16 protein-coding genes and 1 pseudogene are annotated in these 21,328 nt (G+C 63.9%); 14 read left to right on the forward strand and 3 right to left on the reverse strand.

The genetic code is table 11. The annotated features are described in order from the left end of the window. Positions 1-230 precede the first annotated feature (230 nt). Positions 231-1,442, reverse strand: coding sequence for a 2'-deoxycytidine 5'-triphosphate deaminase (locus G1H11_RS16275; protein WP_163819640.1), 1,212 nt, complete (start codon positions 1,440-1,442; stop codon positions 231-233). A 1,012-nt stretch (positions 1,443-2,454) separates the two neighbouring features. Between G1H11_RS16275 and G1H11_RS16280 the strand changes: the two genes are divergently transcribed. From G1H11_RS16280 to G1H11_RS16290, 3 genes are read left to right on the forward strand one after another with little or no spacing between them, the layout of a single operon-like run. Next, a complete protein-coding gene (locus G1H11_RS16280) occupies positions 2,455-3,507 on the forward strand; it encodes a CBASS cGAMP-activated phospholipase (protein ID WP_216843820.1) in 1,053 nt (350 codons plus the stop codon). Beyond that, the gene (locus G1H11_RS16285) at positions 3,507-4,520 is read left to right on the forward strand and encodes an SMODS domain-containing nucleotidyltransferase (protein WP_163819641.1); all 1,014 of its coding nucleotides are present in this window, start codon (positions 3,507-3,509) and stop codon (positions 4,518-4,520) included. The genes G1H11_RS16280 and G1H11_RS16285 overlap by 1 nt, the downstream gene beginning before the upstream one ends. A gap of 4 nt (positions 4,521-4,524) precedes the next feature. Next, a complete protein-coding gene (locus tag G1H11_RS16290; protein WP_163819642.1) occupies positions 4,525-6,432 on the forward strand; it encodes a ThiF family adenylyltransferase in 1,908 nt (635 codons plus the stop codon). A 190-nt stretch (positions 6,433-6,622) separates the two neighbouring features. Here the strand turns inward: G1H11_RS16290 and G1H11_RS16295 are convergent, their stop codons facing one another. Next, a complete protein-coding gene (locus G1H11_RS16295) occupies positions 6,623-7,588 on the reverse strand; it encodes a hypothetical protein (protein ID WP_163819643.1) in 966 nt (321 codons plus the stop codon). A 253-nt stretch (positions 7,589-7,841) separates the two neighbouring features. On the opposite strand from G1H11_RS16295, the gene G1H11_RS16300 reads away from it, so the two are divergent. From G1H11_RS16300 to G1H11_RS16315, 4 genes are all read left to right on the forward strand, one after another. Continuing rightward, positions 7,842-8,174 (forward strand): hypothetical protein, encoded by a 333-nt coding sequence (locus tag G1H11_RS16300; RefSeq protein WP_163819644.1) that lies wholly within the window; start codon positions 7,842-7,844, stop codon positions 8,172-8,174. Positions 8,175-8,493: 319 nt separating this feature from the next. Next, positions 8,494-9,789, forward strand: a complete 1,296-nt coding sequence (locus G1H11_RS16305; protein WP_163819645.1) for an AlbA family DNA-binding domain-containing protein — start codon at positions 8,494-8,496, stop codon at positions 9,787-9,789. 707 nt (positions 9,790-10,496) lie between these two features. Beyond that, entirely contained in the window at positions 10,497-10,775 is a 279-nt protein-coding gene (locus tag G1H11_RS16310; RefSeq protein ID WP_163819646.1) for a type II toxin-antitoxin system prevent-host-death family antitoxin, read from the forward strand. After that, on the forward strand, positions 10,772-11,056 hold the full coding sequence (locus tag G1H11_RS16315) for a type II toxin-antitoxin system mRNA interferase toxin, RelE/StbE family (protein ID WP_163819647.1): 285 nt from the start codon (positions 10,772-10,774) through the stop codon (positions 11,054-11,056). The genes G1H11_RS16310 and G1H11_RS16315 overlap by 4 nt, the downstream gene beginning before the upstream one ends. Positions 11,057-11,886: 830 nt before the next feature. On the opposite strand, the pseudogene G1H11_RS16320 reads toward G1H11_RS16315, so the two are convergent. Then, positions 11,887-12,273: pseudogene (locus G1H11_RS16320) on the reverse strand (transposase); the annotation flags it as partial. A gap of 80 nt (positions 12,274-12,353) precedes the next feature. Between G1H11_RS16320 and G1H11_RS16325 the strand changes: the two are divergent. From G1H11_RS16325 to G1H11_RS16355, 7 genes are read left to right on the forward strand one after another with little or no spacing between them, the layout of a single operon-like run. Further along, complete coding sequence (locus G1H11_RS16325; RefSeq protein ID WP_163819648.1) at positions 12,354-13,583, forward strand: ROK family transcriptional regulator; 1,230 nt, start codon at positions 12,354-12,356, stop codon at positions 13,581-13,583. Then, positions 13,580-14,647: a Gfo/Idh/MocA family protein gene (locus G1H11_RS16330; RefSeq protein WP_163819649.1), complete on the forward strand. Its 1,068-nt coding sequence runs from the start codon at positions 13,580-13,582 to the stop codon at positions 14,645-14,647. Before G1H11_RS16325 ends, G1H11_RS16330 begins: the two co-directional genes overlap by 4 nt. 45 nt (positions 14,648-14,692) lie before the next feature. Beyond that, a complete protein-coding gene (locus G1H11_RS16335; protein ID WP_163819650.1) occupies positions 14,693-16,051 on the forward strand; it encodes an ABC transporter substrate-binding protein in 1,359 nt (452 codons plus the stop codon). Continuing rightward, complete coding sequence (locus G1H11_RS25890; protein ID WP_163819651.1) at positions 16,048-16,986, forward strand: ABC transporter permease subunit; 939 nt, start codon at positions 16,048-16,050, stop codon at positions 16,984-16,986. The genes G1H11_RS16335 and G1H11_RS25890 overlap by 4 nt, the downstream gene beginning before the upstream one ends. After that, positions 16,986-17,807, forward strand: coding sequence for a carbohydrate ABC transporter permease (locus G1H11_RS16345; protein ID WP_163819652.1), 822 nt, complete (start codon positions 16,986-16,988; stop codon positions 17,805-17,807). The genes G1H11_RS25890 and G1H11_RS16345 overlap by 1 nt, the downstream gene beginning before the upstream one ends. After that, positions 17,804-18,763, forward strand: a complete 960-nt coding sequence (locus G1H11_RS16350) for a zinc-binding dehydrogenase (RefSeq protein ID WP_163819653.1) — start codon at positions 17,804-17,806, stop codon at positions 18,761-18,763. Before G1H11_RS16345 ends, G1H11_RS16350 begins: the two co-directional genes overlap by 4 nt. After that, positions 18,760-21,246, forward strand: a complete 2,487-nt coding sequence (locus tag G1H11_RS16355) for a glycoside hydrolase family 65 protein (protein WP_163819654.1) — start codon at positions 18,760-18,762, stop codon at positions 21,244-21,246. The genes G1H11_RS16350 and G1H11_RS16355 overlap by 4 nt, the downstream gene beginning before the upstream one ends. Positions 21,247-21,328 lie beyond the last annotated feature (82 nt).

Consider the following 21,328-nt stretch of genomic DNA (forward strand, 5'->3'; position numbering starts at 1 on the left):
GCGCATCGGCGAGCATGACCACGACCGTCGAGACCGGCGCGGGCGCGGTCCGCTCGGAACCGCTCACTGGCTCAGGGATCAACAGGCGGGACGATCGCCCATGTGTACACGCCGCGGCGTGGGTCGTGACTGCACTCGTACCAGATGTCGGCTTCCTCATCGTGCTCAAGACGGCCGAGATCGTCTGGTCCTTGGCAATCTCGGGGATCCGGAACGGGCGTCATTTGTCCCTACCCCTCGCCACCGAGCTCCAATTGCTGCGGATCATAAGCCACCTCGGAAGGAGTGGGAGCCATCTCAGTCTCCCCGTCGATTTTGAAGTGCTTGCCCAAGGTTTCGGTTTGGCTCTGGTAGTTGGACCCGAAAGCGGTGTCACCATACAGCATGGTTGGCTGTTCTAGCATCCGTTCGAACGTCAGTTTGCAGACGTGCTGGCGGTGCTCGATCATGAACGCCACGTCGTGAGCGCGCACCTCCAGTGCAGCGGTCGAGCCAGATTGCCGCGAACTTGAAGAGTAGCCGAATCCGGGGTCAAAGAAGCCGGCATAGTGGGTGCGAAGCTCGCCGCTTGTCGGATCGTACGCGGCCATCTCTGCTGCCAGATGCGGCGGAATCGTCACGGCCTCGTAGGACATCAGGAGGTAGAAGCTGTTGGGTTGTAACACGATGCGATCACCCGGCCCCCGCTGCACCTTGTCCCAGAACAGGGCAGGCTCGGATGAGCGAATTCCACGCATGTCCAGCAGCGGTGCGCTGCCGCGCGCCCGCCAGCCAACACCCTTTGCTTTCGAGCCGCGCAGGTTCAGGCCGAGGAACAGTCCGGAGGAAAGCTGCAGGTCCTTCGGCTGGAGTGCCTTCCCGTTGGCGGACAGCAGGGGGCCGTTTGAATGCTCAGCGCGGATGTCCGCATCGGACAGTGCGGTGTCTCCAACTGATAGGCGCAGTTGGTTGAGGGTCAGTCCCTGATACACCCGAATGGGAAAGGACAGTGGAACGACCTCGAGATAGAGCGGTCCAACATACCCAGGCTTGATGTCATCGAAGCGCGCGCCGAAATCCGTGATCACTCTAGTGAAGACATCCGCTCGACCCGTTGAGCTCTTCGGATTCGCTCGTGCGCGCATCTTTTGTGGCAGTCGGAGTCTCTCCATGAGGGGGATGACATACGGCAGGCCAACCTCAAGTACCGCCCCCCCGGCGCCTGTGAGGTCCACCTCGTACTCACTCAGCTCCCGCAGCCGATCGGCGACCCGGTTGGGCCCCGGGAGGAAACTGCACTGGATGCGATGGGCCACCTCCCCGAGCCGCAGGTCAAGACTCGCGGGCTGGATGTTGCCAACCGGGATGTCGGCACCGACGCCGCTGACGACATCAGACGCTATCGCCTTCTCGATGTAGTGGTTGGGGAGCACACCTTCAACGCCGTCGGGCAGATCCAGCATCAACTTCGGCCTTCCCTTCGTAGCTTCGCAAGAGTCTACGACTCGCGCTCAGCAACGGCGCGCCGCCAAGCGCGTTTCCCGACCGAGCCTTCACGGTCCGCTTTGAATCCGACAGGGAGCGCTGCCGAACTCGAACACGGGGTCTTCTAGGGGACCGCTAGGCCAAAGAGCCTTACGACTCCCTGAACTTGCCACTTGCCGATCCCGTAGAAGACGCAGTCGACAACGTCAACCACTCTGCGGCTGCGATCGGGAGCGAACTCGCAGACGTCAATCCGGATGTGACGCTCGCTGGCGAGGTACTCTCCACGCACTCAGGTGCCGAGTCCAGGCAACGAAGAACAGGGCCACTCTCGCTGCCGCGTCGTTCCCTGCGAACACTTCGAAATTAGACCAAAGGGTGGATCCCGTGGGGAGACTGAGATCCCCGTTCGGCGCTGACACAGTGGCTTCACGGCGGCCTCGCAGGGTCTACAAGCGAGATCGGAGGCCATGGGAGCTGACTGTGATGGACTCGCCGGGGGTCGGATAGTGCGTGCGGTTGGGACGCCTGAACCGTTCTGAGCCCGGCTCAGGTGGACGATCTGATAGCCCGGTATCGGGAGGGCGCCACCCCGCGGTGAGTTGGGCGAACGGTTCAATGTTCACCGCCGCACCGTAGCGGCACGGTCCGGCACGCCCTGGCGGCGAAGGGCGTGAAGATCCGCCAAGGAGGTCGCCGTGCTCGGGTCACGACGTGAGCAAGGTCCCGACGGCGCGTCTCCTCTAAGATTGAGGCCGCTCATGCTGCAATGTAAGGTGCGGGCGCGACCGTGTCGCAGACCACTGGCGAACGTTCCCTACGCCAACTGGCCGTTGGGAGTCGGCTTGTGGACACGGTCGGAGACTTGTCTCCGGTGCGGTAGCCGCCACGCTAGAGGCGGTACGCGCCGGTGCTCGGTAGACACGCCGTGCTGCAAGAGTCCTACGCGGTCGATGCGCCGCACGGATTTCGTCGGTAGCGGTGGCTACCGTGAGCACGTCCCGACGGGAGGCGAAGCACATGACCGACCGGTACTCGTCCACGGGCCCGACGCCCGAGCCCTTCACCGGCGACCGGTTCCAGATCCTCTCGCTCGACGGCGGCGGCGCAAAAGCACTGTTCAGCGCGAGCGTCCTCGCCCGCTTCGAGGAAGACCACGGCGTCCGAGTTGTTGACCGCTTCGACCTCATCGCCGGTACTTCTGCCGGCGGCATCGTGGCACTGGGCCTGGGTGCGGGCCTGTCGCCAGCCGAGATTGCCGACCGTTACCTCGAACTGATCGCCAAGGTCTTTCCCCGCAGCAGGCAACGCAAATGGCGCCCCAGCCGCCTGGTGCGGCCCAGCTACTCGGGCGAGGCTCTCCGTGAAGTGCTTGTCGAGGTGTTCGGCGATCGACTGCTCGGCGAAAGCAGCAAGCGACTCCTTGTGCCTTCCTGGGATGTTCAGAGCGGCGAGGTCCACCTCTTCAAGACACCTCACAGTGATCGGCTCGTCCGTGACTGGAACGTCAAGATGGTTGATGTCGCTCTCGCCACATCGGCCGCGCCCACGTACTTCCCGGCAGCGACGGTTGACTCGGCGCGGCTCATTGACGGTGGAGTTTTCGCCAATAATCCGTCGGTGTTCGCCATCGGCGAGGCCAAGAGCATGCTCGGGGTGCAGCTGGACTCGATGCGGGTTCTCAGCATTGGGACGATGTCGCCCTTCACCGATCACTCCGACCGACTCGACAACGCGGGAATCGGCCGATGGGCCTCGGCCGCCGTAGACACGATCCTTACTGCGAGCAGTGACAGCAGCACCGGACTCGCCCGACACCTAATTGGTTTCGGCAACTTCGTCCGCTTGAACGCCACCGTGCAACCAGGTCTGTTCGCCCTCGACCGCATCGACGCGGCCAAGGTAGCCGGCTACGCCGCCACTGTGAGTCGCAACCTCAGTCCGGAGTATGCCGCCAAGTTCATCGACCACACCGCAGCACCATACTCGCCCCCGCCGGGACGAGGCGGGGCGGTCACGCCACGTGCTGAGGAGCAGAGCTGATGGAACAGGTCACCTACTTCACCACCTTTCTCACGGACCATGTCAACCTGCCCGACTACAAACTGGCGTTTCTCGACGAGCGCGTCGAGAGAATTTTCAGTGCGCTCAAGAAGGCTGACCTCGGTACCCGCGTGCTGGGCATGAAGAAGCAGGGTTCGTGGGCGCAGCGCACGATCATCAACCCGAAGGAGGACGAGGAGTTCGACGCTGACTTCATGGTCGAACTTGAAGAACAGGAAGGCTGGAGCCCGTCGGACTACCAGGCCCCCGTCTTTGAAGCGCTCAGCGACTACTGCGAAGCGCAGCAGATGAGCACAGCGCCCGAAGCGAAGAACCGCTGCGTCCGCGTTGCCTACGCCAACTACATGCATGTCGATGTCGTCCCCTACGTCGACCGAGCCAACGGGGGCGAGTCCATCGTCAACACCGACACCAACGAGTGGGAAGATACCGATCCCAGCGGCTTAACACAGTGGATGCGTGGCAAGGACGAGATCACCAACGGAAACATGCGCCGGGTCCTACGTATCCTCAAGTACCTGCGTGACCACCGGGACTACTACGACGATACCAGGTCCATTATCCTGACCACCATCGTTGGGGGCGTCATCAGCCTCGACAAGACACGGACCCACCCCGGCTGTTACGGCAATGTCCCGAAGACGCTTCACCGGATCACCACTGACCTGGCTGACTGGGTTCGCAACATGCCGGAGCGACCTGAAGTCGCGGACCCCTCTCGGGCGGACTCCACGTTCACACATCGCTGGCCGCAGTGGGAGTACGACGACTTCCGGCGAGACATTCAGACCGTTGCCAGCCTCATCGATAACGCCATCAACTGCTCCACCTCCTGGTCTGACAGCGCCAACAAGTGGCGCGATCTCCTCGGCGACGACTTCGGACCTGCTGATGTCGGTAACGACAGCAAGTTCCCAGCCACAGGCGCAGGCACTGGCGCTGGAGCGGCAGGGGTGGAAACCACGACGGGACGCAGCGGCCGAGCCGGGTGACTACATGGGCAAGGTGAAGAGCAGACTCACCGACTGGCAGCAGCAGTGCCTGGCCCACCTCAGGGCATCGGCGAAACAACTACCTGACACGCTCACCGGGGTCGGTACAGGCGAGTTCGACACGGAAACTCGGACGCTCCACGTCCCCTTCTCCCTAAACACCAGCGAAATCGACTCGGTCCCGCACGGTCTACTCCTCGAGGACCAAGAGTCGTTCATCCTCGCCATCGGCCCAGACAACGAACACCCACCCGCCGTGTACGTCGACCACTTCCGGTTCCTGGGACACCCGCACGTGCTATCCGGATTCCAGTTCTGTCTCTACCTGGACGAAACCCGAGAATGGGACCCACACCACGGAATCAACGGCGTCCCCAACGGCGTCCTCAATCGGCTCTGGCGATGGCTCATCAAAGCAGCAAAGGCGGAGTTCAACGCAGACGAAGCTCTCTACCATGCGGTAGGCGGAATCCCACACCTCAGCCACACCGGTGTGCCTGTGCCTCCCATCGTTGTGAGCGAACTACCCCAACAACGCGGCCGGGCTGCCTCGGCCTGGCTCACCCGCCGTGCAGACTGGTGCCTGCAACTGCACGCCTCACGCCCATCTGGCGAGGAAGCAGAACACATGCCGGTGTTCTTCGCCGATCACGACCTTCCCTTCGGAGCAGGAAGCGACTACCTCTACCACCTCACCAGCCGCTTAGACCTCCACCAGCAGCAAGAACTCCAGATCGCCGCCGCGCTCCAGAACTCGCCCTTCTACAGCGCGCAGCAGACACCCAATCCGGAGTGCGAGATCGGGAGAAGACCCTTCTGGGTACAGAATGGCGTGCGCGCAGTTGCGCAGGAGTTCGATCGCAGCCAATCGATCGCCATGCTTACGACGCTCGCCGCGAGTGCGGCACGCAAGCCCGAAGGAACTCCGCAGACCCTTCTGCTCGCCGTGCCTCACCCCCAAGGGGGGCCGCGACACCTCATCGCGGTCTACTTCGACGCTGAACTCGCGGACCACCTCCGACGGCTCATGCGGGACAAGACAGGGCCACTACTGACGTTCGACAAGGCGCGACTCGACCGAAGCACTCCTCTGAAGTGGTGCTACGTCTCGGACGAAAGAGACGATGTGAACCACCGACGCGATATCGCCAGACCTGTTGCCACGTACCATGACACAGAAATCCTCGTCCTTGGTGTTGGCGGACTTGGCTCCTGGATCGCTGAGTTCATCACGCGCGCCGGAGCAGCCAAAATCACCGTTTGCGACACGGGGATCATCACCGGAGGACTTCTCGTCCGACAGAACTACACGGACCACGACATCGGGGCAGCGAAGGCAGACCGACTTGCGGAACGGCTACGTGCCATCGCGCCTGGCATCGATATCCAAAGCCGCCACAGGATTGAAGATGATGAACTATGGACCATCGCGACCTCGGCGAACCTGATCGTGGACGCAACGATCAATCGCGCAGTTGCCCGACGCCTCGACATCATGGCGCTTGACCCGACTCGAACGGCCGTCATCGCCCAGGTCGCAACAGACGCGGGGACCGGGAGTCTTGGCCTCGCGATGGTGCATGGGACCAAACACAGCATCAGCGCGCTCAAAACAGACGTACAAACTGGTCACATTGTCAATCACGAACCAGATCTCGAACCCTATCGAGCCTTCTGGAAGGACCCCGAACCCGGAGATGAGTTCATTCCAACCCGCGGTTGCTCCCTGCCGACCTTCCACGGTTCGGCCGCCGACCTTGCCGGCGTCGCCGCCAGCCTGACGACGCTCATCGCGCCCCACCTGGCCGATGGCGAAAGCGGCGCCCACCTCATCGCCCTGCCACACTCGGGCATCACACCCGCGTATCGATACATCCCGACGAGTTCCTTAGCCCATGGCAGCGCTGCGTGACACGGGCGTTCTGGTGAGTCGTGCGCCGTAGGAACGTACCCAGGGGTTTAGATTGACGGTTGATCCTGCTATGGCATCGACTAATGCTCCGCACAGAATTAATTTCGGATCCAGTTCGTCACACGCGGCGGCGGTGATAATACGAGCAATGCGACGGCGGCACGCCGGTGAACACCCGAGAGCGCACATATTAGGCAATGTCTTCGAGAAGCGAAAGTAAAAACGTAAGCGATTCCACGCCAGCCGGTGATCTACGCACCTCGGCAAGCGGCACAGGGCAGTGTGGCCGCATCGCATCGACAAGTTCGACGAACACCTTGTCCGTGCTAACGAACATGTCAACATCAATTAGATAGGTCGCCAGCTGATTATCTCCTGGTGTCCCGGGCGACGTGCTTCGTGTCGCCTGCGCCTCCGCCATCGCCCATCGGACCCATTCGCGTGGCAGCGCATGAGTCTCGACCTCGCGGGTCCAGAGCTGCGCCCAGGATGCTGGGTCGGCTCCAATCGCACGCAAGTCGAGCCATGGACCGAGCCAGTCAACGGCTGGCCCTGACCGACCATGCACAAGTTTGTCCCACCACCAGGCGACTGACGCTGCGCGCCACGCTTCAAACGCATTCCCGTCCCATCCCGGGGTTGGTTCCGCAAAGGTTGCCGTCGCGTTGTTCCACTTGAACTTATGGAGTGTGTGTCCCAGGGACTCCGCCTCTTTGCGTGCGAACTTCGCCTCTACTCGGGCTTGTTGCAGATCAGAGTCCCCTAGGGATCCGATCACACGGGCCATTTCTCTAGAACTGTGCCGCACGCGCCACCAGAAGCCACTCTGCCAGTCTGCTCGATGACGGTACCATTGTCGTAAGTCCGGAGCTTCGAGAAACCATGCTTGTCGAAGGCGACCGAGTTCAAAGCGTAGGTCCTCTGCCCCGGAGAACGCCTCTGGCATCACGCGCAGCCAGTCCTCACGTGTGAGTGCCTTGGCCCGACGCCTGCGCTTGTCGGGATCGGGGACGCGCAGGCACTCGAAGACCACGGCGGGGCAGGCGACGACTTGGATTCCACTCGCCTTGGCCATCTTGCGCAGTGGCTCAACACCATTCTCATCGATGATGTAGTTCCATACGTTGGTATCGAGCAGGACTGTTGGTGCAGACATACGTCAGAGTCTGGCGGACCGGACGGCCGGAAGGAAGGTTGGATCCATCAAAGGCAACGTCCACTGCCGCCTGTGCAGCCCGCGCCTGATCATGTCGAACGCGAAGCACCAGCACGGCAGCGTCTACTGCCGATTCATCTGCACCGGCTGATACGCCCGGCGCACCAACTGCGACCGCAGCGCGATCCCCATCGCGGATGCCGAGAGGCTGATCGCGGACTACTACCAGCGCATCTAGATCATCCCGCCCGCCGTGAATCACCCCCTGGGGTGCTACGAGTTCGACCAACTGCTCTCCGCCGAAGTCGAGGAACTGGCCCAGCTCACCGCGCACCGCCGCGACAGTCTCCGCCACAGCAGGAATGGCTCTTGCAAGCCCACTACGCCATCACGATCCCACTCACCCTCCTCAAGAGAGAGCAAGAACCGCATCCTCGCCGAGCGGGACAGCGTGAAACGGCGCATCGATGGCCACCACGGCGAGTACGCCGAGGCCCGCGCCCACGTCAACGACGCGCTGAACCTGCCGACCAACTGCGCCGAAATCTACAACCTGTGGGTACACCAACCGGCGCCTTGCAACTAAGCATTCCTCACCAAGGTCTACATCGACAAAACGACGGACTCCGCGTCGAGAACAACCGTCCCTCCAGATTGCTGCTGCACCGAGATCAACGCCAATGCCCTCAACTGGCTCAAGACAGCCAAAGCCCAGTCTCAGCCAACAATCCGTTCGGTCGCCGCGGGGAGGCATTTAACCACTCGTTGACAACTTTCGAAGCGTCCGCCGGTCGGAGGGAGCGTCCGAGAGATTCGCCCGAGCGGCTTTGGCGTATGACTGCATTGGAAGTATCCACCCTCTGCTCGGCAGTGTCCGGCAGTTTGTCGGTATCGTTCACCACGTGATGATCACCTGGTCTAGCCTGCACCGGCTGCTTGGGCTCACTCCGCAGCCACTCACCCGCGCACATATCGATCAGGCTGTCCACGAGTCAGTCGCTGAAACCAGCGACCTTGATTGGAAGCCACTCCCCGGACGGACCGACCAGGAGCGACACGAGTTCGCCAAGGATGTCGCTGCCATGGCGAACAGCGGTGGTGGCCTGCTCGTGTTTGGGGTCGGCGAAGACGGTGGTGGCCGAGCCAGTTCCGTCCCCGGTGTGGAGATCGGAGAGGACGTGGAGAGGCGACTACGCGCACTCGCCGCCGGACGCATCCAACCGCCAGTCGCTGGGCTACAGTTCGCCAGCCTGTCTAATGACGGCGACCAAGCGCGAGGAGTGCTCGTGCTCGCTGTCCCCGCCAGCGCCGACGCCCCTCACATGCTGGAACGTGACGGTGGCATCCTTCTGGCCCCGTACCGAGACGGACCCGAGACGCCGTGGATGCGTGAGCGGCAGTTGGAACGGGCATACCGCGACCGGTTCGCTCAACGCGCAAATGAGCTTGGCGAGCTCGGACGGCTTGCCGCAGAGGTGAGCGACCAGCTTGAACTTGACGTTGGCGCGTGGCTCGTTGGCGTAGCACGGCCACGGATACCACGAGCTGGGATCCTGCCGGACATTGTGCAGACCGAAGTGCGCGAGATCGTCATCGAGGGCAAGAGCAGAAGCGTTGACATCGCACCAGCAAGGCCGGGGACCGGCCGGTTTCTCATACTCGACGAGCTCTACGACGAGGCACTGAACCCCCGTCGTGGTCTCCGTCGGTGGGTCGTTCGAAGCGCCTCGGATACAAGCCCTAGGGGTCAGAGTGACGGTTCCTACCTCGAAATTCACCACGACGGCACCATCGCATTCGCCACACGGCTCGATTGGGGAACTGCAGCCGTAGAAGGTCACTATGTCGTCCCTGCCGAACTGGCAGAGAGCTATGTCTCCGATCTGATCGGCCTGGCCCATGTCTCAGCCCAGCGCCGTTCGGTGGACGGGCCGATGGCCGTCCACCTGGACATCGTTAAGCCAGATCCTGCGACTCCGCTTGCGATCGTGACCCGCTACAGCACGGGCAGTCGTCCAGGCCAAGTCGAGCAGGAAGCACCATGGGCACGCCCAGTGCGCAAATTTACGCCGCTCACTTCAGAGATCTCGCCAGGCGTCGACACCGAAGCACTTCGTGACACAGCCCGCAACCTCGCGCAGGACGTCGTCCACCAGTTCGGACATGACCCCTTGCGGATCATCCCTCCAGCGTCGTCCTAAGCCCCGTAGGTTGGGATCAAATAGCCCTCTACACGACTACGGCCCGGGATGTGCCCGGAGGGCCATCGGCAGAGACGGGCCGCACAGGATCCATCCGCGCCGCTCCTGGCGGGCAATCCCCAATCTGGTCTGTGATCTTCAGCACGATGTTCGTGGCATGAAACGTGGCATGAAACGGCGGGAACTACGGTGGACAACGACGACTACAGAGGTCGCGGCGTAAGCGAAGGTGCAGGTAGATGCCGTAGTCAACGTTGTGGAGGACACTCATAATCCCTTGGCCGTGGGTTCGAGTCCCACCCGCCCCACTAGCAGGTAAAACGCAGACGCATGCAGTCCGCACAGCACCTTGAGACGCAAGGGGTTGTTTGTGCCATGACAGGCACGTCGATCGCCAGCCAGCCCAATAGGCGTGTAGCGTTGCGCACCTGTCACCGGGTCGGTCTACGGCTGCTGTAGCCACCAAGAGCCGCGCCGGAGGAGGCCAACATGACCGTAGAGGTCATTTCCAGGGCTGACGCCGGGGCGCGCCGCCGTGCCGCGTCAGAACTGATCGAAAACTGAGCGCGAAGCACAATGATGAACCCAACAAGATGGTCGGCCAGGCGGGCAATGAACGCACCGCACGCAGGGGTAACCCATGCTCGCCGGGCACCTACGCGGGTCTGGACCTTCCACTCCATGTGTACACGAGGTACACTTGCGGCATGACGGCTGCAAGCAACGCCTCGGTGTCGTCGGTACGCGAGCTACGCGACAGCCTCGCCGACGTGATCGACCGCGCCCTACGCGACGAGATCACCGTCGTGCAACGCCGCGGCAAGGAGGTCGCCGCCGTGGTGCCCATCGAGTACCTGCGCGAGTACCAGCGCCTGGAAGAGGAGCGGGTCGCGGCGATCCTCGACGAGCGCATGGCCGCCGTCCGGGAAGGCGAGGGTGTGCCGCTGGAAGACGTAATGGCTGAGACGCTGGCGCGCACCGAGTGACTGACGAGCCCGACGAGCCGGTCAAGTACCGCACGGTCTTTACGCCGGCCGCCCGCGACGACCTGCGCAAGATCGACCGTGCCACCGCGCTGACGATCCTGCACAAGCTCACCGAACTGGAGACAGACCCGTACGGATTCGCCACCACCGAACTAGTCAGCCGCCCCGGCGTGCGCCGGCTGCGAATTGGGAACTACCGCGTGTTCTACACAGTGGAAAACGGCAAACTCACCATCTGGATACTCGCCATTGGCCATCGCTCCACCGTCTATGACAGCTGACGCGAGAGATTCCGATCTGCCCCCTCATCTGAGGGCAACCGCAGCGCGCTTGAAGGCCTCAGCTTCTCCGTTGAGCGTGGCGACGACGCCGAAGAACCGGACAATAACCTGGAGCGCCTGCGCCGCCATAAGCCCGCAGTCTCAGGTGTCACCGGATCCCCCCGTGGAGATCACCTACGCACGCGGCGACTCAACTCGCGGCCAGGGTGCCCATCGTGGGCTGCCTGCAAAGGTGTTGGCACGCGAGTAGGTCCTTGGAACGACACACCACTGCTCACATGTGGCCGAGCCCAATCACGGCGCGCCGGCAAGGATATCGATATCGTCGCGTACCGCATGGAATCTCTTCTTGACCGTCGCACAGTGAGTCGGAGAGGCCGTGTCCGACCCACGGCGTCCTGCTGTAATCGCGGCTCCTGGTAAGACGCGACGAGATGCAAGGGATTCGGGCACTTACGCTCGCAGCCAAGCTGCGTTTTCATTGGTTAGCACTGCGTTCGCTGTATACGCACTCATAATCCCTTGGCCGTGGGTTCGAGTCCCACCCGCCCCACCACCCGTGAGCTGCACATATGGACGAGCAGATCCACAAGAGGCCCGTCGTCGCATGGTCCATGGCATGAGCTGCGCGCTGTTGTTCGCCCGCACGAACGGATGGCCGCACTCGCAACGACATCGAGGAGCTGCCGAGCGGCGGCTATCGCGTGCGGGTCTATGCCGGCTTGGGCCCCTTTAATCAAGCAGCCGGCACCATCTCCGCAAGACAGTGCCGACTGGCCCCCGGGTCAAGTCCCCGGTAGTGGTGTAGCGCGGTGTCCTTCGGTTTGGTGTTAGGCGCTGAGTTCGAGGGGGGTTTCGGTGCTCACCTCCGCCTCGGTGTTGGGGACGAGGGTGAGGCGGCTTTTGGTGAGGATGTCGAGGCCGAGGTAGCGGCGTCCTTCGGCCCACTCGCCGGTCTGTTCGGCGAGGACAGCGCCGACGAGCCGGACGATCGCGTCGCGGTTGGGGACGATGCCGACGCTGTCGGTGCGGCGACGGATCTCCCGGTTGAGGCGCTCGTTGGGGTGGTTCGAACAGATCTGTGACCACAGCCCGTCGGGGAAGGCGGTGAACGCGAGGATGTCGGCGCGGGCGGTATCGAGGTGCTCGAATGGGTCGGGCAGCTTGTCCTGGACGTAGTCGAGGAGCCGGTCGAACTGGGTGTGCGGCAGCGCTGCCAGCTTGCACGGAGGGCTTGTCACCTTACTTTGTTTGGCGTACGATCAACTTCGTTCTCGTACCGAACGAAGGTAGTCAGATGACCAAGCCCATGGCCTCGAACGCAGACTCGTTCAAGTCCGACAGCGGCGCGATCGCCAGCGCGGCCGCTGTTGTCGCCGCTATCCGGCCGCTGCCTGACGGCGCATCTCGCGCGGAGGTCGGTTCGACAACTGGCTTGAGCAAGGCCGTGATTTCGGAACGGGTACGCGCCCTCGTCGATGCTGGTCTGCTTCAGGAGGCTGGTGAGTTCGGCAGTAGCGGTGGCCGACGGGCAACCCGCATTCGCCTCCGGCCTGACCGGGTGGTCTTCGCCGCGGAGATCGCCATGACTCACGTGCGGGCCGCGGTTGTCAACCTCGGTGGGGAGATCCTGGCTGACGGCAAATTGTCTATATCCATGCGCGAAGGCCCTGACATCGTCCTTCACGAGCTCGAACAGCTGATGGACCGAGAGCTCGCCCGGGCTCGAGAGAGGTTCGGCGACGGCTTAGTGCTGTGTGGCACCGGTGTCGGCATCGCGGGACCGGTGGAGTTCACCACCGGACGGACCGTCCACCCGCCAGTTCATCCCGATTGGCATGACCAGCCCGTCCGTGATCGCCTCGCGATCCGTTTCGGCGTTCCCGCCTGGGCCGACAATGAGGTCAATCTCATGGCGCTCGCCGAGCAGAGTCTCGGCGCAGGCATCGGAGTCGCGGACTCGCTCGTCGTTAAGATCGGCTCGTGGGTCGGAGCTGGCCTAATCTCGAACGGACGGCTGCATCGCGGCGCCCAAGGAAGCGCCGGTAGCCTCGCCACCACGGCCGGCGGCGACGACATCGCCGCGCGCGCCGAGCTCATCGCGCTGAGCGGCCAGAGTCAGGCCTTAGCCCGCGCCGCCCGAGATCGCCCTATCACCGCACAAGTGGTAGCCGAACTGGCGCAACTCGGGGACCGGGACTGCCGCACGATCATCGACGACGCGGCCCTGGACATCGGCTCGCTCGTCTCCGTCATCGTCGACTTCTTCAATCCCGCGTTGTTGGTCGTAACAGGCGGCGTCACGAGCGGCGGTGGCGAGTTTCTGGCCCGGATCCGGGAGACGATCTACCGCAAGTCACTGGCCCTGGCTACCCGCGATCTACGTATTGTGCCTTCGGAGCTGGGCGCTGACGCCGCTGTCCGCGGCGCCGCCGTGATGGCCGTGGACGAACTCACCACTCCGGCCATGTTGGCTGACACGCTGGGACGCCTCGCTAGGGCCGTCGCCCCGGGGCGGGTCAAATGATCCGGGTCGGCGTCGTCGGCGGCAGCGGCGTGGGCGCCGCCCATGTCGCCGCCCTGCGGATGGTTGATGGCGTTCGTGTCGAGGCGGTGACAGGCTCGACGCAACAGTCCGCCGAACGTGCCGCACGATCCCTCGACGTCCCGGCGTCCTTCGTCGACGCAAGACACATGATTGAGTCAGGGCTCGTCGACGCCGTCCACATCTGTACCCCGAACCACCTGCACGGCGAGGCAGTTCGAGGCGCGCTCTCCAACAGTCTTCATGTCGTCTGTGAGAAGCCCCTTACCAGCGCAGCGGCACAGGCCGTAGAGCTCGAAGCGGTTGCGAAGGTTTCGACGGCGTCGTCGACTGTGTGCTACCAGTACCGCTACTCACCGCTGATCGCGGAGTTCACTGACTTCGTGGCAACCGGGAAGCTGGGATCTGTCCACTCCATCCGTGCCGCCTACCTACAGAACTGGCAGCTCGGCGGTGCCGCCTCCTGGCGAGACGATGCTGCCAGAGCGGGAGCGTCCCGAGTCCTGGCGGATATCGGCACGCACCTTATGGACCTGGTGGAGACCGTTAGCGGCGAGCCGATGGCCAGCCTGAACGCCGACTTCCTCACCGACCGAGATGGACGTCCTCGCGGCCGGGACGACGCCGCAGTGGCCATGGCCCGCCTGGATAGTGGCGCACTCGTGGCGATAACGGCGTCCCAGGTCTCACCGGGACACATGAACACGATCATCATCGAGGTGGACGGCGATGACGGCACCATCCGATGGGAGCTGAGCGACCGCGAGACCCTCGAACTCGTCCACGCTGCCGACGCCCGCCCGCTCCGCCTCAACCGACACGCGAACCCCCATGTCGTCAGCCGTGTCTGGCGGGCACGCCTGGACCCAGATGAAAGACTCGGCGCGCTTTTCCGAGCGTTCTATGAACCACTGCTCGGGCGTGCCGAGCACAGGTCCGTCCCGCTACCCGGTTTCCACGAAGCGGCCCGGCATGTCCGGCTCATCGAGTCGGCAGCCGCCGGCCTGACATCCCTTTCCACTCCCGAGGAACTCGCCGCCGGGTGACACCGGTCGTCCACACGCATCCACAAACTCACCCAGGAGGTAATGATGCACCTCAGGCCCACCTTGCTTGCGGGAAGGCCCCGCCGCGGGATCCTCGCGCTCGCCGGTCCAGCCGCGGTCCTCGGGGCGGTCTCCCTCACCGCGTGTGTCGGCGGTGTGGAGCCGTCAGGCGACACGAGCGTCCCTCTCGGCGAGGACGCGACGCTGACCGTCGTCAGCCAGTTCGGCGACAACGCCGCCCTCCAGCCGGTACTGCAGGAGATCAGCGGCCTTTGGGAGCAGGGCCACCCCGAGGTCAACGTCGACATCCAGTTCTTGTCGGCGGAGGACCAGCAGAAGACGCTGCCGACGTCGCTGTCCTCAGGGTCCGGCCCAGACGTCTTCGACTATGACGCGGCCGAAGGTGCCCTGGGCGTGCTAGCCGCGAACGGACTCGTCCGCCCACTCGACGAGTACGCGGGCGAATATGGCTGGCTCGACCGGCTGCCCGAGTCGATGATCGAGCGCATCACATACGACGGTGCCTTCTACGCGGTACCCCGATCCAGTGAGGCCGTCGGCCTCTTCTACAACGCGGATATCCTCACCGACCACGGCATTGCCGAACCGGACGACTACGCCAGCTTCATCGCCGCGGCCGATGCCCTCAGGGACGCGGATATCACGCCGGTCGCCTTCGGCAACAAAGACCAGTGGCCGTCCTCGCATCTAGTCGGTGCGGCGATCCACGCGCTCGTCCCGGTCGACGAGATCAACGCTTTCGAGTCCCTCGACGCCGAGGGCCACTGGTCGGCGACGCAGGTGCGCGAGGCATTCGAAATCACCTACGGGTGGGTGGAGAGCGGTTATCTCACGCCCAACTTCAATGGGGTCAGCTTCGACGACGCCTTTAAAAGCTTCATGAACGGCGAGGCCGGCATGTTCATCGAGGGGACCGGTGTGACGCCGGACCTCATCGCCAACACGCCGGCCGGAGAGATCCGCTTCATCTCGTTCCCGATGATCGACGAGAAGCTCGAGCAGCAGGCCCAGGGCGGCGTCGGCGGATCCTGGGCGATCTCGTCCTCCTCGCCGGTCGCCGACATCGCCGCCGACTGGATCGACTTCGTCCACTTCTCCGAAGAGGCCGAGCGGATCTGGCTCGAAGCGGGGGTCCTGCCAACCACCGACTATTCCACAGACGGTGTGGAATTGGCGCCGCTGCTGCGGGAGAGCGTCGAGGTCGTGCAGGATGCACTCGACGGCGGCGGGCTGGGTCAGTGGACGGGGTACACGTCCAGCCCGCTGGTCACAGACGCTTGGAACGGCGGCGGCCAGCGCTTCCTAGCGGGCGAGATCGACGCGGACGCCTTCACTGCCTCCCTCGACGAGGCATTGGACGAGGCGAGGAACTCGACGTCGTGACCACCACCGCGACCAGGCCGCGTACCCCCGGCGCAGGCACGCCAACGAGAATGTCATCGCGCCGCGGCGGCGCCCGAGGCGGGCGGCGAGGCTACTGGCTCGTTGTCCCCGCACTCACGCTCTACACCGCGTTCCTGTTGTGGCCGATCGGGCAGACGGCATGGCTGAGCCTCACCGACTGGAATGGGTTGACCGCCTCGCCCACCTGGGTCGGCATGGAGAATTACCGGCGCCTGGCCGGCGACGCGCGCTTCTTCGCCTCGCTCGGTAACAACCTTCTCTGGGTGGTAGGGAGCTGGCTCGCGCAGGGCCTCGGGCTGCTACTGGCGGCGATGCTGTCAGTCTCGTGGATCCGCGGGCGCACCCTGTTCCGAACACTTTTCTTCATTCCGGCGACGATGGCCCTGGTCATCGTCGGCATCGCGTGGGACCAGATCTACCAGCCGAACACCGGCCTGCTCAACGCGGCCCTCGACGCGATCGGCCTCGAGATCCTCACTCGCGGCTGGCTCTCGGACTCCGGCACTGCGATGGGCGCCGTCATCGCGACCGCAAACTGGACGTACTACGGCTTCGCCATGGTGATTCTGCTCGGTGGCATGCAGGCCATCGACCCGCATCTCTATGAGGCGGCGTCGCTGGACGGCGCGAGCGCGTGGCAGCGCTTCCGGCACGTCACCGTCCCCGGTATCCGCAACCAGATCACCCTGCTCGTGGTCGTGTCCTTCATCAACACGCTCAAGACGTTCGATCTTGTGTACGTAATGACCAGCGGCGGACCCGGCCACGCCACCGAGGTGGTCGCCTACTACATCTACGCCCTCGCGTTCGTCACCGGCCGGCCCGGCTACGCCGCGGCGGCGGCCGTCGTGCTCACCGTAATCATCCTCATCATCACCGCGATCTTCCTCCGAGTCCGCGAACGGGAGCGCTGATGACTCGCGCGCTGGAACGGATGAGTGCCTACACAGCGCTCATCGTCATGGCAATGATCTCTGTGATACCGCTGTTGTGGATCTGGGTGCAGTCGCTACGCACATCCGCGGCAACGGCGGCCAATCCGTTCGGACTCGAATGGCCGCTGCAGGTCGGCAACTACGCGACCGCGTGGAACGCCGGGCGGTTCGCCGACTATCTAATGAACAGCACCATCGTCGCCGTCGGCACCGTAACCCTGGTGGTGGCGGTGGCATTCCCAGCCGCCTATGCCCTCGGCACGCTCGATCTGCGCTGGGCCAACGGCATGTTCATGCTGTTCCTGCTCGGACTCATGATCCCTATCTGGTCGATCGTGATTCCGCTCTTCTATCAGATGCGATCTCTCGGACTGATCAACACCCTGATCGGTGCGATCCTCATCGAAGCCGCGCTCGGGCTTCCATTCGCGATCTTCCTGCTCCGCGCCAACCTCCGCGGGTTGCCCCGTGAACTCCTGGAGGCAGGGCGGATCGACGGCGGCGGCGACCTGCGCCTCATGTGGTCGGTGGTACGGCCCCTCGCCGCGCCGGCGCTTGGGGCGATCGTCGTCTTCCAGTTCATGATGTCGTGGAACGAGCTCATTGTCCCGCTGTTCTTCCTCCAGACCGACGACGTGCGCACACTTCCCATCGGCCTGACGTTCTTTCAAGGTCGATTCACAACTGACACGGCCGTCCTCGCGGCGGGCACCACCCTGGCGTCCCTCCCGGTCGTCGTCGTCTACATGATCTTCAACCGGCAGTTCGTCGCCGGACTCACCGCAGGAGCTACGAAATGAAGGCACGCAGCTACCACATCACCGCGCCGAGCCGGGGACAGCTCATCGAACACGAGATCAGGGATCCTGGCCCCGGACAGCTGCTCCTGCGGGTGCTGAGCAACGGCGTCTGCGCGAGCGACCTGCCAACCTGGACCCAGGCGTCCCGCACCACTCCCCTCCTACTCGGCCACGAACCCGTCGGCGAGGTCATCGCCACCGGCCCCGGTGTCCAGGTCCCGCTCGGCACCCTTGTGGGCGGACGGATCTTTCCGTCATATGCCGAGGTCGCCGTCGCCGACTTCGAGGATGTCGTCGTCATCCCACCCGGGATCGACCCGGCGGCGGTCCTTCCGGAGCCGCTTGGCTGCGTCGCCGAAGGCCTGCGGCGCACCCCAGTGCCGCTCGGGGCCCACGTGGCGGTGATCGGCCTCGGTTTCATGGGTCTCGTCATGCTTCAACTTCTCCGCAACGCCGGGGTCGCGTCCCTGATGGCGATCGATCCCCGTGCCGACGCCCGGGACGCCGCGATCGCCAGTGGGGCGGACGATGCCCGCCCCGCGGATCAGCTGTCAGTCACCTCTTTCGTAGACGAGGACTCTCCGCCCGACCATGGGTTCGACGTGGTGGTGGAGGCGTCGGGCTCACAGCCCGGACTCGACCTGGCCACCCGTCTCGTCCGGCCACACGGTGCGCTGTCGATCCTCGGCTTCCACCAAACCAACCGGCAGATCGACCTGCGCACCTGGAACTGGAAGGCGTTGGATGTCGTCAACGCGCACGTCCGCGACCGGGCGTTGCTCAAGGCGAGCACCGTCGCCGCTCTCGAGCTGCAGGCGGCCGGACGCATCGACCCGGGGCGGCTCATCACCCATCGGTTTCCGATGGAGAGCGTCGACGAGGCATTCGCCGCGCTCGCGTCCAAGCCGGCGGGCTTCATCAAGGCAGTCATCGACATCGGGTCGCCGTCGGCATGATCGACCGCAGTCGGTTTCCCGTCGATCCCTGGCGGCTGATCGAGACGTGCCCCCGGCCTGGCGACGACGGGGTAACCGAGACGTTGTTCGCCGTCGGCAACGGCTACCTCGGCCTGCGGGGCAACCATCCCGAAGGCGACCATGCCCACGAGCACGGCACTTTCATCAACGGCCTGCACGAGACGTGGCCGATCCGTCACGCCGAGCGGGCATACGGCTTTGCCGAGGTGGGCCAGACGATCGTCAACGTACCGGATGCAAAGGGCATCCGCGTGCACGTCGACGACGAGGCATTCTCGCTGGCTGACGGCGATATACGCGAGTACCAACGCACACTAGATCTGCGCGAGGGTGTGCTGAGCCGACGCCTGCTGTGGGTGACGTCGTCCGGCAAGGAAGTGTTGGTCGAGGACGACCGTCTGGTCTCGTTCACCGACCGGAACCTTGCGATCATGCGACTGGAGGTCACCGTCCTCAACGCCGACGCGGCCGTCATCATCGACTCCCTGCTGGTCGACCGGTGTGGCGGCCGGGAAGACGGCTCCGCCGCGAACGGTCGGGCGTCCGAGGAGCGGCTAGACCCGCGCCGGGCCGAACGACTTACCGAGCACACGCTGCGGCCCGCCGGGCACCGGCAAGACGACGCCCGCTCCGTGCTGTGCCATCAGGTGGCCACCTCGCGGATGAGGCTAGCGGTCGCCGCCCACCATGTGGTTGAGACCGAAAACGACCACGCTACGCAACGATCGATTGAGCCGAGCGGCGCACGGCACACGTTCGTCGTCCGGGCCAGCGCCGGCGTACCCACTCGAGTCACGAAACTCGTCAGCTACCACACCGCCGCCCGGCAGATCCCGCCGGATGAAACGGCACGACTATGCGAGCGCACACTCGACCGCACCCTCGCTGAGGGCATAAATACCCAGTACGTCCGACAACAAGACTGGCTCCGAGACTTTTGGGAGCGATCGGACGTGCAGATCCCCGATCATGACGATCTCCAGCAGGCGATCCGGTGGTGCCTCTTCCATCTCGCGCAGGCGGGTGCACGCGCGGACGGCCTCGGTGTCTCCGCTAAAGGCGTCACCGGCTCCGGCTACGGTGGCCATTACTTCTGGGACACCGAGATCTACGTTTTGCCCTTCTTCACCTACACAACGCCGGTCTGGTCACGGAATGCGTTACGAACGCGAATCCTTATGCTGCCGGCGGCCCGCTGCCGGGCCAAGCAGCTCAACGAGGAAGGCGCTCTCTTCCCGTGGCGGACTATCAACGGCGAAGAGGCTTCCGCCTACTACGCCGCAGGCACCGCGCAGTACCACATCAACGCGGACATCACCTATGCACTCGCGCAATATGTGCGGGCGACCGGGGATGCGCAGTTCCTATACCAGGAGGGTGTTGACATCCTCGTCGAGACCGCCAGGCTGTGGGTCACACTAGGGTTCTGGCGGCGGCAGAAGAACGGCGAGACGTTTCACATTCACGGCGTAACCGGTCCCGACGAGTACACCACCGTCGTCGACGACAATCTGTTCACCAATGTCATGGCACGCTTCAACCTGAGGTATGCGGCACGGACCATCCGCGAGATGGCAACGGCCGTTCCGGATGTTCACCAACGCATGGCCGATAGGCTCCACCTCGATCCGGCCGAGCCGGCCGAGTGGGAGCGAGCAGCTGAGGCGATGCACATCCCATTCAATTCGGCGTTCGGGATCCACCCGCAAGATTCGCGCTTTCTCGAACGCGAAGTCTGGGATCTCGAACACACCGATGCCAGCCAACGGCCACTGCTGCTCCATTTCCATCCACTGGTCATCTATCGCTTCCAGGTGCTCAAGCAAGCCGACGTGGTGCTCGCGCTGTTCCTTCACGGGGACCAGTTCGCGAGTGAGGAAAAGTTGGCCGACTTCGAGTACTACGATCCACTCACCACCGGCGACTCAACCCTCTCTGCCGTCGTCCAATCCGTGCTGGCCGCCGAAGTGGGTTATCGAGATCTGGCGCTGGAGTACTTCACCAGAGCGCTTTACGTCGACTTGGCCGACCTGCATCACAACACTGCCGACGGCGTGCACGTCGCCTCCGCGGGTGGTGTCTGGACAGCCCTGGTGTGCGGTTTCGGCGGCATGCGAGACCACGGGGGACAGCTGACGTTCGATCCGCGGCTGCCGGCAGCATGGCCGAAGCTCTCTTACCCCCTGTGCTGGCGTGGCACCAGGCTCACCGTCTCGATCACCCGTGATGAGCTGCGGGTGCGAGTGTTGGGCGGTGGTTCCGTCTCGTTCGGGGTGCGTGGCGTGCGCTACACCGCGACGCCTGGAGACGACGCGATCGTGCCCCTCGCCGATCAAGGGCCAGTCCGATCCGGTAGACCCCTGTTGAAGAGAGTCACCGGCATGCGGCGCCAAGAGGATATCGGTTCCGGACCCGACAACAGCTCCGTCGGCGACACAGTCGCCATTACGGTGAACTCTTAGGAGACGTAAACGAGAGGTCCATCGCCCCTCCTTCACTCCGAACCGACGCCCACCGACCGGAGCTGAAACGTGCCATTGGACC

Origin of the sequence: Phytoactinopolyspora alkaliphila (assembly GCF_010550695.1) — a bacterium.
GTDB classification, from domain to species: Bacteria; Actinomycetota; Actinomycetes; order Jiangellales; family Jiangellaceae; genus Phytoactinopolyspora; species Phytoactinopolyspora alkaliphila.

Excerpts from the sequence above, each read along its gene's own strand:
- G1H11_RS16305 (WP_163819645.1), top strand. The coding sequence starts at position 8,494 with ATGATCACCTGGTCTAGCCTGCACCGGCTGCTTGGGCTCACTCCGCAG.
- G1H11_RS16350 (WP_163819653.1), top strand. The coding sequence starts at position 17,804 with ATGAAGGCACGCAGCTACCACATCACCGCGCCGAGCCGGGGACAGCTC.
- G1H11_RS16275 (WP_163819640.1), bottom strand. The coding sequence starts at position 1,442 with ATGCTGGATCTGCCCGACGGCGTTGAAGGTGTGCTCCCCAACCACTAC.
- G1H11_RS16330 (WP_163819649.1), top strand. The coding sequence starts at position 13,580 with ATGATCCGGGTCGGCGTCGTCGGCGGCAGCGGCGTGGGCGCCGCCCAT.
- G1H11_RS16355 (WP_163819654.1), top strand. The coding sequence starts at position 18,760 with ATGATCGACCGCAGTCGGTTTCCCGTCGATCCCTGGCGGCTGATCGAG.
- G1H11_RS16325 (WP_163819648.1), top strand. The coding sequence starts at position 12,354 with ATGACCAAGCCCATGGCCTCGAACGCAGACTCGTTCAAGTCCGACAGC.
- G1H11_RS16335 (WP_163819650.1), top strand. The coding sequence starts at position 14,693 with ATGCACCTCAGGCCCACCTTGCTTGCGGGAAGGCCCCGCCGCGGGATC.
- G1H11_RS16345 (WP_163819652.1), top strand. The coding sequence starts at position 16,986 with ATGACTCGCGCGCTGGAACGGATGAGTGCCTACACAGCGCTCATCGTC.
- G1H11_RS16285 (WP_163819641.1), top strand. The coding sequence starts at position 3,507 with ATGGAACAGGTCACCTACTTCACCACCTTTCTCACGGACCATGTCAAC.
- G1H11_RS16295 (WP_163819643.1), bottom strand. The coding sequence starts at position 7,588 with ATGTCTGCACCAACAGTCCTGCTCGATACCAACGTATGGAACTACATC.
- G1H11_RS16290 (WP_163819642.1), top strand. The coding sequence starts at position 4,525 with ATGGGCAAGGTGAAGAGCAGACTCACCGACTGGCAGCAGCAGTGCCTG.
- G1H11_RS16310 (WP_163819646.1), top strand. The coding sequence starts at position 10,497 with ATGACGGCTGCAAGCAACGCCTCGGTGTCGTCGGTACGCGAGCTACGC.